This is a genomic window from Bradyrhizobium tunisiense, assembly GCF_042263385.1.
In the GTDB taxonomy this organism is placed as follows: Bacteria; Pseudomonadota; Alphaproteobacteria; order Rhizobiales; family Xanthobacteraceae; genus Bradyrhizobium; species Bradyrhizobium tunisiense.
The window spans coordinates 177,729-191,392 of sequence record NZ_JBHLEV010000009.1 but is presented as its reverse complement, the minus strand read 5'-3'; the positions used below and the strand labels follow the sequence as shown (position 1 = coordinate 191,392).

The window sequence follows — 13,664 nt, the reverse complement described above, 5'->3', positions numbered from 1 at the left end:
CGAGCTTACGCCGGGGCAGAGTGGGTGGGTGGACACAGCGTTAAGCCGAAAGTTGCAGGCTACGAGTGGCGATGATCCTGCGATTCCACTGCGCCGTCGAGCATTTGGACGTGTGGAGTGCAAGCGGACATGGCTTCTCCTTCGTGATCTCTTATGCGAGCCGCGCAGGCCACGGCTTTCACGGACGTCCCGGCTATGTGGCGTCATGGCGCCCGCTTCATCGAAGTCGTAGCGCAATCAAGATCGCTGGCTCGCCCTTCACAACGTTCGCCGATGCCGAGCAAGCCTGCAACTCGATGCTGAAGCATCTAACAGCGTGAAGCTCAGAGCCGATGCGCTGCACCGGACGGGAGCGGCAACGGCATATGGTGATTGGTCCCCACCAGGTCGGTGAGAAGACGTTTCGCACATTTGCGGCCGAGACGTTCCTTTTCTGGCGTTGCCTCTCGGTTTCCAGATCGAGGCGCTTGGCCGCGGACTCCAGCCCCACTAGGGCGGCGTCATTTCTCTGGCAGCCGATTGGGTCGCAGAATGAGTGGCCGTATTGTCGTATCAGTCCGTCGGGTCGAAGACGTCCATGTCTGGGGGCGAACGTGACGACGTATCCCTTCCGCACGAGCGGCGCAAAGCCCATGATCTCTCTCGGGCAACCTCGCGCAGCGTCGTATCCGGCATGCTGATTGCTTGAGATTAGAAGACCCATTTCAACAATTGCGGTCCTCGCAGCGACCAGCCCAGGAGTTCATCTCAAATGTATCGATTTGTGCAAATTGAAAAGCGTGCGCCTGCGCCGCTGCCTAGCGGGTCTTTGAAGTGCGCTCAATCGCAGGTTATGCCCCAAATGCCTTTTCTCCAGGCGGCCATGCCTCAGTTGTTTCGGCCGACGGATCAGATGGGGTGGGCGGATCACGCGATCGGACTGCAGATCAGTCCTCGACGGAAACAGGGCAAAGTGTCAGGCAGGGAGTTTTGATGAGTTCAACGCAGGCAATTCGTAAACGCCTTCTCGAGGCTGGCGTGTCGTTTGCGCCAAACGCCAACATCGCAGGACACCTGCTGCCTGGTGACATTGAGGTGATACAGGCGGAGGTCGAGCGGCACATGCAGGGCGTATTGGATGCCCTGGTCATCGATAGCAGCCGCGACCACAATACGCAGGGGACCGCGAAGCGAATTGCCAAAATGTACGTGCGCGAGGTGTTTTCCGGCCGCTTTGAGGCCGCGCCCGAGGTCACGGAGTTTCAGAACGACAGCGGTCTGAATGAGGTCTACTCGCTTGGCCCTATCGCAGTGCGTTCGGCGTGCGCCCACCACCTTGTCCCCGTCACCGGCCGCATGTGGGTCGGTGTTCTGCCTGGTGACAAGCTGATCGGTATCAGCAAGTTTGTACGCCTCGCCAACTGGATCTTGTCGCGACCCCACCTGCAAGAGGAAGCGACCGTAATGCTGGCGGACGAGCTCGAGGGCCGTCTCAAGCCGAAGGGATTGGCCGTCGTCCTCAAGGCACAGCATCAGTGCATGGTCTGGCGCGGTGTTCGCGAAACCGGAACCATCATGACGACCAGCATCATGCGCGGAGCCTTCCGCGACAGCAAGTCAATGCGTAGCGAATTTGTGGCGCAGATCAAGGACTAGGCGTGACATACCTATCAACGAAGACATACGGCCATGAGGTCGGCCTATCTGCCACATTCCGCCAGTGGCGCGCAAAGTCGCATTGTCGCCTGCTGCACGGTTACTCGCTGTCGTTTCGTTTCGAGTTCGAAGCCAACACCCTGGACGACAAGAATTGGGTCGTCGATTTTGGCGGCCTCAAAGAGCTGAGGGCGATCCTCGAAGGTACGTTCGACCACAAGACGGTCGTGGCCGCGGACGACCCCGAGCTTGAATGGTTCCGCGAAGCCGCACGGCGCGGCTTAGCGGTCATCGTTGTGCTGCCGGCAGTTGGCTGTGAAAAATTTGCCGAACAGGTCTACCGCGTCGGCAGCAACTGGTTGCTGGAAAAGGACTTTCTCCGCGTTGCCGGCTGGTGTCAGTCGAGGTGAAGGAGCACGGCGCGAACAGCGCCATCTATCGGGAGGCAGGCCGTGCTGCCGATTAACGAAATATTTGAAACCATCCAGGGGGAAGCCTGCATGGCAGGCACGCCGTCCGTGTTTGTACGGTTGCAGGCATGCCCGGTCAGGTGTCCGTGGTGCGACACCAAGCACACTTGGTTCGTCGATTCAGAGCGGCGGGTGTCGATAGCCGACATGATGATCAAGACCGAGGACACCAACACCTGGGCCATGATGTCGCCGGAGGACGTCCTGCTCGCTGTGCAGGCGTTCAGCACCCGGCATGTCGTGATTACGGGTGGCGAGCCCGCGCTGTACGACCTGCGGCCACTGACCACGCTGCTCGTCGGTTCCGGATTCTCGGTGCAATTGGAGACATCGGGTACCCAAGCCATTCAGGCGCATCCCTACACATGGGTGACCGTTAGTCCGAAAGTTGGCATGCCGGGTCGGCGATCCGTTCTGGGTGAGGCTTTGCTGCGTGCCAATGAGATCAAACACCCGGTGGGCAAGCCTGCCGACATCCAAAACCTGCTGAGCCTGCCTATCGAGTACGCGCTCAAGCCAGAGATATGGCTACAACCATTGAGCCAAAGCCGAAAAGCGACGGAGCTGTGCATCCGAGAGGCGACTGTACGCAACTGGCGCGTCAGCATCCAAATGCAGAAGTATATCGGCGTGCGGTGAAGCCCGCTAAGGCAACTGTCACAAAGTCCACGTTTGCTACCGCGGAAATGGTTGTGAATTCGGACAACTTCACCGAAAACCGGGGTCCTCGGGCAAACCGAGCAGAAGCCGGGCAACGCAAGCCGCTTATTGGCTCCTCACAGGAGCCTTGAAGAATCCTTCCTTTGCCAGGCGAAGATGTCTGTCCAGTGTCGTGTGCAGCGACGCGCGAAGCTCAAGCGGGATCGAGTCGTCTGTATCGATCAGTTCCCGAATCTTCAGAAACATGCGGTCGATTGAGGTGAGCGTTGTCGTCGTTCGCCCCGGTATCATCGGTTCTTCCTTAGCAACAGCCGCCGACATCAAGCGAATAGCCAGATATTCTGGCGGCTCAATAATCTCGGCGGTGGCAAGCCAAGCCAGCTTTCGCCGCAACCGCAAGCCTACAATCTTACGCAGCGTAAGGTTCAAGCCCTTTCGATGGCCGAGTGGAGCTTTTTTCACTCTCAAAACAACGAAATGTGCCTCGTCGCAATAACCGCCATTGAGGAAACAAGCAGCTCCATCGTCATGGCTAACGGTCGAGACCACGTCTGCGGGCACTTTCACACGCCCCGTCAAGGTCCGATGGGCCGGGCTTCAGTTTTGCGACCGATCATCGAGGCTTGACAGACATCAACCCGTCGCGGACGCCGTTGTGCCCGATATCGGACATCCTCAATGTTCCAACCGTTTAGAACCTTGGATGAGACGCCGATCGTGTCTGATTCCGCGGGCACGGAATGAGGTAGGGTCGAGGGAAATCGCGTCAGGAGCGGCTGATTGTCAGGCCGGCATTCTCTAGCGCCTGGAGAATCTTGCTCGCAAGGGCCCGCGCGTCAGCCTGCCCCTCACCGACCAAGTCAGCCGCCAGCGTCCGGGCAATCACATCGTGCGCATCCTCTCGTTTGAGCGCCTCGAGCTCGGCATATTCGCCGCAGATCATACAGGCGATCACCGGCCGACCGCTCCAGGGATCGTGCGTTGCAACTTCATACCATTTGTCGGCCTCACATTTCGGGCAGCGCATAGGTGAACTCTCCTGATACGGTTCAGCGTGCTCGATCCGCTTGATCTGCCCTTTCGCTCCAAACCACGCATCTCGTCTGCTGCTGCCAACAGCCCATCGCGGCTGAGAAGCCGATCTTCTCGAAATGAGTCGGGAATACGATGCGGGGGCACAGCAATGGCGAATCCGTTCCGTCGGTCTGGCGAAGGACAATCCCCACGGCACCTGCAAATAGCGGTCCGTGAGAGCGTCCGATCGGCTCTGATGTTCATTCATCGTGATCATCCATATTGTCTCGGAGCGGCCAAAAGAGGCGTGATGTCCGCCGGCTCTGCTTACGAAGCTCCGCAGATCCAAGACGCGCGACCACGCTAGGCAAATATCCAAGGACAAGGAGAATGGATCAATCAAAACGGGCCTTGAGAGAGCGATCTCACCAGCGCGCAATGCGGTCTGATTGCAGGCGATATCGCCATAGCTGACGGCCGCCGACCAGAGCACGGACCACAGATCAGTTGCGGCGCCGGTCGGAGACCGACCGGTGGCGCGCTGAACGAAGTCACCCCGGGGTTCGATCATCTGCAGTGCGCCCGTGGCGCTAGCCGGGACATTTCCGATCTCCTCCGTGAGGCGCTTACTCGCCGCGCTGCGCGATAGTACGCCAATATCGCGGTTCGCCTGGCGACTGAACTCGAACCCAGCGATAGGGAGCACGCGACCACGATCGGATCTGCGGGGTCAGATTGTCCAGCACGAGGTCGCCGCTCTTAGTCCGTACCACCAGAACCAGATGATGTTTGCCCGAGGCGGTCACGACCTCGGCGAGCAACAGCGCTCGCGGCGGCCATCCACGCTGTAGAAGCTGGTGGCGCTTGCTGACGGCGTAATCGTTGCAGTCGCCGCGCTCCGGATCAATGATCCAGGCTTCCACCGGGGGACCGGGTTCACTGGCTTCCGGGATAATGGCGCTGTTCACCGTCCGGTTGGCTTCTTTCAAATCTGCCCACCGCGCCTCGGTCAGGTGGACCGGACCGCCTCGAAACAGGAGGCGGACGCGGCATTCATCCTGATAGCGCAGGCAGAACATGGTATATGCCATAGGAGGGAGCGCCGGACGGTCAAGCTTGAGGTGCGGAGACGCCGACACCGCGATCGCCGGCATACCCGACGATCTCTGATCGGCCGACCGAGCGGTCGTCATCGTTTGAGAGACCATTGTGGCGGCTGCGACTGCAGCCGGGATTAACGTCTTGCGCATGCTGTCGCTGACGGACGACCGATCGGACCCGAGGTCACGAGCACGAAACGACCGATCAACGGGGGCGGAGCTACGAGGCGCAGTGACCCGAGGAACGCCATCATCCAAAGGGTCTGTCGTCCGCAGCACGTCTGCGACGCCGCGGTCCGCCAGTCATGCGCAGGTCCACTCCGTACCGGCAGCCCGTGCGCCGTCCTCCCGAAACTGCAAGACATGTACAACCCCCTGTGACTGCGCGGGAAGAGATCGAGGGCGAGCAAAGGCCCGCCCGCCTGATCCGAAAACCTTACAATCTGACGCCACGTGCGATTCAAGCCCCCATGAACGTCGTGCGAGCGTGTTCGGGCTCACGCCGTTCCGCGGACAATTCGCTGCGCAGAAGTCGTCACCAGATCCTGGTCCGCAGGGCGGCCCACCCGCCGACGACTCTTCACTTGTCAGCGCGGAGAGTCCGTTCAGACAACCGGGACCCGCGCGTTTCGTCTCAAGCATTTCCGCCAACGATCTTCGTCAATAACGTCCGCGCTGACCGAAAATGGCGCCGCTTCCCATATTGAAGATATTGTGACCTACGCCCGAGAAGTTCCTACGTATCAGCACGGATGTTGGACGCCGCTTCACCTGGTCTAGCGGTTGCATATCCACTTCCATGAAGCGCAAAGGCCCATCGAGCGGTCCAACACACTGGCGGCAGCGAGCTCAAGCGACGCTCGCCAAGGCGGAATCGTTCGATTGTCCAAAGTCAAAGGCCAAGCTGCTTAAAATCGCCGAGGAATATCAAAAGCTGGAACGGTGGGCCGACGAGCGGGAAAGACTAAGAAGAGCTGCCGATGAGGAGCAATGACTATCTTCAATTCGGGTGGCCTTCCCGCAGCATTTGAAGTGACCTCGACCCATGCGCCCGCACCCCTAACACCCCGCGCCCATGCTCCGCACGTCGCCTTCGATCTCCGGAATTTGAAGGATGTCTCACCGACTCGAATTCGATGGATCTTTTAAGTGGATCTAGCAATGCGACGACAACGCGTGCTGTCGCCCAGCGGCATCGAACTAGACGTTCGGATAGGCTCGCATACCTGGAAGTGAGCCCGCGCGTCGCCCCCGCCCATTCATAGACGCGACGGATTATCGCGGCAGCCTTCAGGGTGGCACGTGTTTTGCTGAAGCCTTCTGAGGGGAAAGGCTCTCCAGTGCCTATGCCTCGCCGGCCCGACGCGCCTTCTTACCCGGCAAGGCGCGTCGGGCTTTTTCGTGCTGCTCAGCCGAGAGACGCACAATGAGCTGTATCAACCAGCATGCGACATCCCTGGCCGTGTGGAACATCGACGCACGTCGTATCGGGTTCGTAGAACTTCGGACGTTGTCGGGCAGGCGAGACATAGACCTTCATGCAGGAGTACCGACGACACCTCGCGGCACACATTCAATGACCGTCGCGAAGCCTCTCGGCCAATTTCCGCGGCACATCATTTGCAACAATCATCGTGGGCATGGACGTGGGCTCCCTCAGCGGCGCGTCGATGCCCCCAACCTCGCCAGGTTGGGCCCGACGCACCTCCAGCCTGCTCCGAGGGCGTCGGGCTTTTTTATGTTGAGACACTGCGATCGTTTTCGTCCTTGCTATCGACCGCCGGCATCGCTCTTGGGACCAGGGCGCGGCACGAGCCGAGCAGTGCTGCGGCTCAGGATCCATCTTCCAGTAGCGGGGCTGAATGTCCCAAGACGGTAATCGTGGTCGCCGAGCGACGATGAACGCCGACAAGCCCGAGGCGGGTGAGGGGGCCCATCCCGACGCCACAAAAGAGGCTCGTGCGCAACTGTCGTCGGAAGATTTGCGTCATTCTCCTGGTACTTGGCTAGTCCAAGAGTCGGCACAGGCTTACCGCTGCGGCAAGACTCGCCGCGATGAACGCCTCAGGACTGTCAGCGCAGTAAGCGATAAGCATGGCCCACAAGCTTACCGAAAACGCGATGGCCCACTTCACTTGTATCTGTCTTTGGCGCGGGCGAGGCTCGTCGAGCCGGGTCGTCGGCGCATTAAGCGCAGCACGCACCTGTGGCGGGTTGCAGTCGCCCATCGAAAAACCCCGGCAAGCCCGTAGATGCTCATCCAGACAAGCGCGGCGAAAATTGCCGCAAGCGACCAAAGTTGTGGCGTGCCCGACTTCAGGGGGAGATCACAACGCGCCGCTCGCAGCGCGTCCTGCGCGTTGATCAGGCGTCGTCTTGGTTCACGCCAGTGCATCATCAGCACTCATCTATCCCTAGTGAATCGAGGCGAGCGTCGCATCCGCGCGAAATCGGATGTCCCCATGGCCAGGCGAAACGGCCCGATGCTCCCAAATTGAAGATCGGAACGGTCAACGCACAGCCGACCTCATCGACAGCCGATTGGGACGTTAAGCCAAGCCAAGCCCTGGCCAATCTCCGGATTGGTCGAGGCAGGTATCGGTTCGATCGTGATTGCGACGACCGTCAAGTGCATCTCGGACAATTGCCAAGCCGCGATTCGTCCGCGTGTTGATCTGCGTGGGTTGACCAAGTGTCATCGAGAGATCCCGCGTTGGTGGGCTATGCGCAAGCGTTCGCTGCCGCATATTCCGCTCAGCAATTGGCGTGCCGCAGGAAGCGGTGCTGTAGGCGTTCGTTGACGCAAGAAAGCCTAGGGTTTGGCGTCGCCGCGGCAAATGGTGCCGCGCTTAGGGTCCGGTTTCCGACATCTTCGTCACGAACCGGACCTGAATGCTAAGCGGTGCGCAGGCGGTCTTTTCCGTTTGCGTCAACCAAACTCGTGTGAGGCAATATCGAAGTTGCTCGAATCCCGCGGTTTGGAGTCCGCGACATCTTGGATTGACGCGCTCGCAGCCCATGATTCGGTTCTTGCTCCACGCGTCCCAGCGGGCATATTCGAATCTGAAGCTGCCCAAGGTCTTTCGGAATGCGTCGCTGACCGCCACTTTCCCACAGACTGATCATTCGAGAGAGAGTGATGCAGCGACGAATGCGAGCGCGAGCTTGATTGACCTGACGAACTCAACGGCCACATAGATGACGTATTGGGATTGTTTCAGGCTGACTTATGTGCGGTAGCATTGGGTGAAGTCGATGAAGCACCGGCGAAAACTTCGTGTGCGCCGACTTCAGATGAGTTGAAAAGCCAAGGAGGACGCGTGAGAGCGCAGATCATAGATAGATTGGAGGCCGGCCGCGTACAGCATGGGCAGTTCGCCAGCGCGCCAGGGTCAGGTCCTTGTGGTCTCTTTTTTGTTCAAGGACCTTGCGGCTGTAAACTGCAGATCGCAGCATTGGTCCGTCCGGGATGGGAGCACGTCTCCGTCTCGACGCTGCGGCGTTGTCCGAACTGGGAAGAGATGTGCTTCGTCAAGGACCTGTTGTGGGATGAAGAGGAATGCGTCATGCAGCTGCACCCGCCATACTCGCAATATGTGAACAACAGCAGGTACTGCCTGCACCTCTGGAAGCCCATTCGTGAGAATATTCCAAGGCCACCGGCATCCTTCATAGGCGTCGTCGGCCTCGGACCGTCCGAGGCCGCGTCGCTGGTGGCACAAATGAGAGAACGATCGTGATCGGATGTGTGCGGTTGGCACCTGGCCCAATGCACCCGGACGCTGGACCTCGTCGGTCCACGTCTCCTATTTCAAGATGGAAAGGGCCCGTCGACTGCACGGGTCAGCGACTCATTGCTTGGCCTCAAAATGAGCGCGCCGGCATGAGGCTCAATTCGAGGTCTCGGAACAGGGTGTAATTCCGCCGAATCCATTGATGCAGCTCCGTGGTCGAATCCTTCTCGTGGCGCAAATACCCCGTAAAGGAAAACGTCAGGCGATCGATATAGGTCTTCAAAAATTGCGGCAGTGCGAAGATGCGCAGCACTGGAGCGCGGTCCATTGCTTCGGGTAACTCGCCGCGCAGCACGAACTGATTATGGACGGTGATCAGCGCTGGTGCCCGGATCTGGTGCCGCAACACCTCATAGCTCCGTGAGGAGACGCGATCGGCGCTCCCGACAAATAGGATGATTGGTGCAACCTGGTTGCGTACCGCCTCCCTCATGAACCCAATCTCGATGCACATTTTGAAGAACTCGTCGAATGCGTGGAAACCGAGATCAATCACCTTCGCGACCCCGTCGTCCAGGATGAGCCGGTCCATCAACTGCATTTTGCCCCAAGTGTCTGTCACATCTGCCGTCTCGGTAATTCTGGGCAGGTAATCGACCAGCGACGGCTCCCTCAAACTGATGTCGAAGGAGAGCACGGATCCGTTCTTGAGCAACAAGAACTCGCTCAAGAGCCGCGCGATCAGAGTCTTGCCGACCTGCAGGCCGGGAGAGCAGATGATGTAGACCGGCGTGGGCGGCATCTCCAGCGACGTCACACGACTTCGTATATTCCCCAAGGTGCATACCAAAAGGGCTACGTTTCACTGCTGCGGGGCCTTGATGTGGCGCCAGTCACATCGGTCAAATTGATGCGGTCATACTCGGACCAGACGTTGGCCAGCCAGTGCCGGACATAGCCCCGCAGCACAAAGGAGTAGTTCGCGATCTCATCGAGCGGTCCCTTGTTTGCGACGAAATTCACGAACGAAACGGAAGCGACCTCGACCTGCTCATAGGCCATCTCGTTGAGTTTCGGAATCGTCAGTTCGGTGGCGCCCTTGATGCGGCGAAAATACGAGTCGTAAGTCGACTGATCCCATTGAAAGAACTGGGTATCATTTATGAAATTTTTGACGAGGAAGTATTTCGCGCCGTTCATAAAATTGGAAGTTTCGGCGATCTCGTCCAGAGAGGCGATCGAAGGGCCAAGGATATGAAAGACGGCAAAGGTGATCTGACCAGACTTTACTGAATCCAGGAACCCGATGTCCCGCAACGAGTTCAGAGCGACCGATAGCAAACCTGCGCGGACGTCGATCACGGTGACCGATAGCCCGGCGTTCAGGGTGTCGAAGATCCTCATCTGGTCTGCCGTCGTCGTCATATCGACGATCTCAGTGATGTCGGAATGAAAGCGCTTCAGCGTACCTCGCGGTGACTCCGTGTCAAAGGCGCGGGTCTGCACCTTGTTCACGCTGAAATAGTCCAGAAGCGTCCGACATACGGTCGTCTTGCCGACCCCACCCTTGTCCGCGCCCACCACAATCACAACCGGCTTCGCCATCGAATTCCCTTTAAGACACGCGCTATGCCAACCGCGAGGCGCGATCGACAGTCTTTGCTTTGGACGTGAACATGGCAGAAAGAAGAGGTCGTCGAAGTTTTGCAAATTTATGCGAGCGAGGTCTGACGTGGCAGCGCTCTACGTCAGGTTTGCGGCCATCTAACAGCTCGGAGAATCCGGACTGCGGCCTTCGTCGTCGATCTGACGTGACGTCAGGTTTGAACTCGGAACGCCAGGCACATTCGGCGTCTATCGCGTATGGGCAACACAGAGCCAACGGTGCGGCGTCACATGCCGCCTGCTCGCTTGCAGGCGAGGGGACCACGCAGAGATATCTTGGGCAAAACGAGAGCGGTCGCGAAAGCTAGACAAACTGGATCGGCGGCAGGACCAGCTTGGCCGAAAGAGGCATCGTGCCTCGGTCGAATCAAGAGAGCGAGCTTTCGACTGAAGTGTTACCTTGATGGACGTGTCGACGGCTTTACAGTTGAGCGACATTGCGCAGCCAAGTGTGCAGCATGAGCGTCGACATAAGCCACCGCGGGGTTGTGAAATGAGCGCACATCATGCTAGGGCCGTCGCAAGGCTGGCGCCGCCGCAGGACGGTTCGCTGTTTTGTCGGTCATAACTTGGCCGTCAATTCGCGAGATGACGTTTGCGGGCGGGCCAACAGCTGAAAGAAGGAAGAGGGGTGAGTCAGGCTGAAATGGATGTCGTCGAGCACATGCTCGCCTCGCTAACTACATGCGCGCTTCAGACCCGGGTTGCCCCCAGTAACGAACAGGTTGCGCATCATTTCGAGCTCGCCTGCAAGAGAGTTGGACTCCTTGTTACGCCGGCGTCTGCCATTCGAATCTTCAAGCGCCTCGCGCACGAGGTTCAGAAGGCAGAGTCGATTCTGGAATTCGTCGGTCCTAATACCGGTGAGTTGCAATGAGCAACCAATAGAGTTGATGTGAGTTTGCGAGCGGAGTCACTGTCCGTGCACGCAAAAGCCCTCGGCGTACGTCGGATGTAAACGGCGCCGAGGGTGTTGCTCGCGGGTCGCGCATTTGGATTATGGCGCATTCCCGTTTGGCGCGAGGTAACGTTCCAGGATGACGCGATGCTGGTCCGCGCCACAATCCCCGTCGTCACACTTTCTGTATCTGGTGCAACGCAACCGGGCCTGTTGGCAGCAACCATTGCGACGTTTGGTCCGCCGCGTGACACACGATCGCGGCTTGATAAGCCCAATCGAGGAGTAGTGCCGCTTCAGATTGCCAGCGCGTCACGCCAAATTGTCGGAAACCGCGCAGGTCGGCGGCAGCTCGTTCCTTGTGCGATGAGCACCGGTCTATCATACAGATCTTGAAGGTAGCGGCCATTCAGCCGCGTGTGTCGTCCAGCATCCAGTCAAGGCGAGCTGGCCGGCGATCCGCAAGTCGACCAGCCAACGGCTGAGTATGCAGTGCCATCGAGTGGGAGCGCGATCGCTGATCGCAACGCAGAGCATTGGTGCCGGACCGGGATGTTCGATGGTTGTTGGCTGGAACTGAAACGGCGCCCGCTCTGGCGGTCGGCCACGCTCAGCAGCTCTCGACCATAGGCTTCGCCGCGCATGGGACTACAGGGGCGCCCCTTGTGCGCCTGCCTTGTGCCGCAGACAGGCTACGAATCTTGTTGTTGGCGGCAGCTTTGCTGACCTGCAAATGTCGCTTCTGTAGCAAAGCGCAGTGTCGCATTCGGACGAATGTCCGAGTTGCTTCGATCCTCCGACCCGCCGAACGACCGACGAGTGGCGCAACACACGGCTTTCAGACGTGAATGCATGACTGCCGGGAATTGGTACGACACTTGCTGTCCTAAGGGCCAGCTCGGAAGTTCCGGAGTCCCGCATGCACCGTTTCGTCCCGATGAGGCAAAGTTGCAACTGCGCGCGGGTCCGCGTGCGACGAGCTGAAACGCTTGGTCATTGGCGCTTGAGATGGCATGCGGTTCTTGTGCGAGGTTCTCGTCTTCGGCAACGGCCATCCCGTGCGGCTCGCCGAGGGCGTCTTCACCAGCATCGAACAAAGAGAGCGGATGCGCTTTGCTCTACCGTGGATCCGGGTTGCGGAAACGCAAATAGACATCCCGAGGCTCCGCCACCGCTATGGCGCCTGCGATTGCACAACCGCACTCTTTTAGAAGTCGGTCATCCTCAACTCAGCGAGGAGCTCGCCGGCAGTCCGATAGCGGCCGCTCTCACTGTTCATGATAGCCGGCCCTGCGCGCTGCGACGAGCCGAATCGCAGCTGTCCACACGACAGTTAAGACGTGGCGGCCTTAATCCGTCGACACGCGTCCGCGGCCTTCTGGACTCGTCGCTGCTTCGAGGCGCCTATCCCTTCCGAGCGCGTTTCGGGAGAGCTTACCCAGCTCTGGAACTGCGTGCCGCAGCGCTCGCATTGCAAAGACGCGAAGCCCAACGGTGAAGGCGAGTGAACGACGCCCGCCCTCACCAAGCTCTGCGCGCAATGACGCAGTACGACTTTTGGGCCGTGGGGCCTCGTGAGGCGCTACATGGATCTTTTCAATTTCATCGAATGCGCCAAGGCAACTCACTCTATCAAGGTCTTATTCGACCTTCTCGTAAGCTGTGCGAGCGAGAAAGGCTTCAGTGAAGTCGCTTATGGAGCCCTCACTTTCGCGGAGGCATGTGGTCTGCCTGAATATCTGCCCTCTGGGGTAACGGTAACCTTCCCGCCCGATTGGTGCGGCCGGTACGTTGAACGCAAGTACCGCGTCATCGATCCGGTGGTACGACGGGCACCAACGCTTTCGCGGCCTTTCCTGTGGGATCAACTTGCCAAAAAATGTCAATTGCAACCCAGCGAGCAGCGCGTGCTCGCAGAAGCCAAAGAGGCGGGTCTGAAGCACGGTATGAGCGTGCCGTTGTACGGACCATTGGGCCAAGTGGCTCTGGCATCCTTTGCATCCCCGTTCGACGATGCTGATCCGCAGTGCCAGATGAGTCATCTCAACGTCCTGGCCTGGCACTTCCACATTGCCCTTGCCGAGATCTCGCGCCCCTCCGCTAGCGCATCAAATTGCGAAGTTGCGCTGTCTGAGCGGGAAAAAGATTGCTTGCGATGGGTGGGAGAAGGCAAGTCCTCCTGGGAAATAGGCAAGATACTCGAGGTGAGCGAGAATACGGTCAACTTCCATCTCAAGAACGCGATACGAAAGCTCGGTACTTCAAACCGGACCCACGGAATTGCAAAGGCCATTCGTCAAAACCTCATTTGAATGCCCGGCCCGCCCCTACACCGACAGTATCATTCGGTAAGGGACGACCGTCCTGGCCGCGATGTGCAACCGACCAAGGTGGACCTCGCCTCGATCCGCGCCTAGCCCTGCCGAGCGATGCTCGTGGAGGGCCGCTTTCGCAGCTTCGCTACCGCCAAGCAGGGGAGCAGACGCCG

General features: G+C 59.0%; 13 protein-coding genes. 7 read left to right on the top strand and 6 right to left on the bottom strand.

The features are described 5' to 3' along the window. Nucleotides 1-71: 71 nt before the first annotated feature. The 4 genes from ACFDR6_RS30240 to queE all read left to right on the top strand — a co-directional run bounded on the left by ACFDR6_RS30240 (nt 72) and on the right by queE (nt 2,744). Nucleotides 72-320 (top strand): hypothetical protein, encoded by a 249-nt coding sequence (locus tag ACFDR6_RS30240; protein ID WP_375860559.1) that lies wholly within the window; start codon nt 72-74, stop codon nt 318-320. Nucleotides 321-972: 652 nt separating this feature from the next. Further along, nucleotides 973-1,635 (top strand): GTP cyclohydrolase I, encoded by a 663-nt coding sequence (folE, locus tag ACFDR6_RS30235; RefSeq protein ID WP_375860557.1) that lies wholly within the window; start codon nt 973-975, stop codon nt 1,633-1,635. 2 nt (nt 1,636-1,637) lie between these two features. Beyond that, nucleotides 1,638-2,045 (top strand): 6-pyruvoyl trahydropterin synthase family protein, encoded by a 408-nt coding sequence (locus ACFDR6_RS30230; protein WP_375860556.1) that lies wholly within the window; start codon nt 1,638-1,640, stop codon nt 2,043-2,045. Between the two features lie 42 nt (nt 2,046-2,087). After that, nucleotides 2,088-2,744: a 7-carboxy-7-deazaguanine synthase QueE gene (gene queE, locus ACFDR6_RS30225; RefSeq protein ID WP_375860555.1), complete on the top strand. Its 657-nt coding sequence runs from the start codon at nt 2,088-2,090 to the stop codon at nt 2,742-2,744. A gap of 126 nt (nt 2,745-2,870) precedes the next feature. Here queE and ACFDR6_RS30220 read toward each other — a convergent pair whose 3' ends face one another. From ACFDR6_RS30220 to ACFDR6_RS30210, 3 genes are all read right to left on the bottom strand, one after another. Further along, nucleotides 2,871-3,326: a hypothetical protein gene (locus ACFDR6_RS30220; protein WP_375860554.1), complete on the bottom strand. Its 456-nt coding sequence runs from the start codon at nt 3,324-3,326 to the stop codon at nt 2,871-2,873. 205 nt (nt 3,327-3,531) lie between these two features. After that, a complete protein-coding gene (locus ACFDR6_RS30215) occupies nt 3,532-4,350 on the bottom strand; it encodes a hypothetical protein (protein WP_375860552.1) in 819 nt (272 codons plus the stop codon). Nucleotides 4,351-4,405: 55 nt separating this feature from the next. Further along, nucleotides 4,406-4,933, bottom strand: a complete 528-nt coding sequence (locus tag ACFDR6_RS30210; protein ID WP_375860551.1) for a transglutaminase-like cysteine peptidase — start codon at nt 4,931-4,933, stop codon at nt 4,406-4,408. 745 nt (nt 4,934-5,678) lie between these two features. Here ACFDR6_RS30210 and ACFDR6_RS30205 point away from each other — a divergent pair. Continuing rightward, nucleotides 5,679-5,873 carry a hypothetical protein gene (locus tag ACFDR6_RS30205; protein WP_375860549.1) on the top strand — a complete coding sequence of 65 codons (195 nt, stop codon included), beginning with the start codon at nt 5,679-5,681 and terminating at the stop codon, nt 5,871-5,873. 1,137 nt (nt 5,874-7,010) lie between these two features. Here the strand turns inward: ACFDR6_RS30205 and ACFDR6_RS30200 are convergent. Further along, on the bottom strand, nt 7,011-7,283 hold the full coding sequence (locus ACFDR6_RS30200; protein ID WP_375860547.1) for a hypothetical protein: 273 nt from the start codon (nt 7,281-7,283) through the stop codon (nt 7,011-7,013). Between the two features lie 916 nt (nt 7,284-8,199). On the opposite strand from ACFDR6_RS30200, the gene ACFDR6_RS36375 reads away from it, so the two are divergent. Continuing rightward, nucleotides 8,200-8,619 carry a DUF7694 domain-containing protein gene (locus tag ACFDR6_RS36375; RefSeq protein ID WP_434056904.1) on the top strand — a complete coding sequence of 140 codons (420 nt, stop codon included), beginning with the start codon at nt 8,200-8,202 and terminating at the stop codon, nt 8,617-8,619. Nucleotides 8,620-8,743: 124 nt separating this feature from the next. On the opposite strand, the gene ACFDR6_RS30195 is transcribed toward ACFDR6_RS36375, so the two are convergent. Both ACFDR6_RS30195 and ACFDR6_RS30190 read right to left on the bottom strand, forming a co-directional pair. Further along, on the bottom strand, nt 8,744-9,415 hold the full coding sequence (locus ACFDR6_RS30195; RefSeq protein WP_375860649.1) for a hypothetical protein: 672 nt from the start codon (nt 9,413-9,415) through the stop codon (nt 8,744-8,746). Between the two features lie 53 nt (nt 9,416-9,468). Further along, complete coding sequence (locus ACFDR6_RS30190; RefSeq protein ID WP_027544405.1) at nt 9,469-10,218, bottom strand: P-loop NTPase family protein; 750 nt, start codon at nt 10,216-10,218, stop codon at nt 9,469-9,471. A 2,544-nt stretch (nt 10,219-12,762) separates the two neighbouring features. Here ACFDR6_RS30190 and ACFDR6_RS30185 point away from each other — a divergent pair. Continuing rightward, entirely contained in the window at nt 12,763-13,488 is a 726-nt protein-coding gene (locus ACFDR6_RS30185) for an autoinducer binding domain-containing protein (protein ID WP_375860546.1), read from the top strand. Nucleotides 13,489-13,664 lie beyond the last annotated feature (176 nt).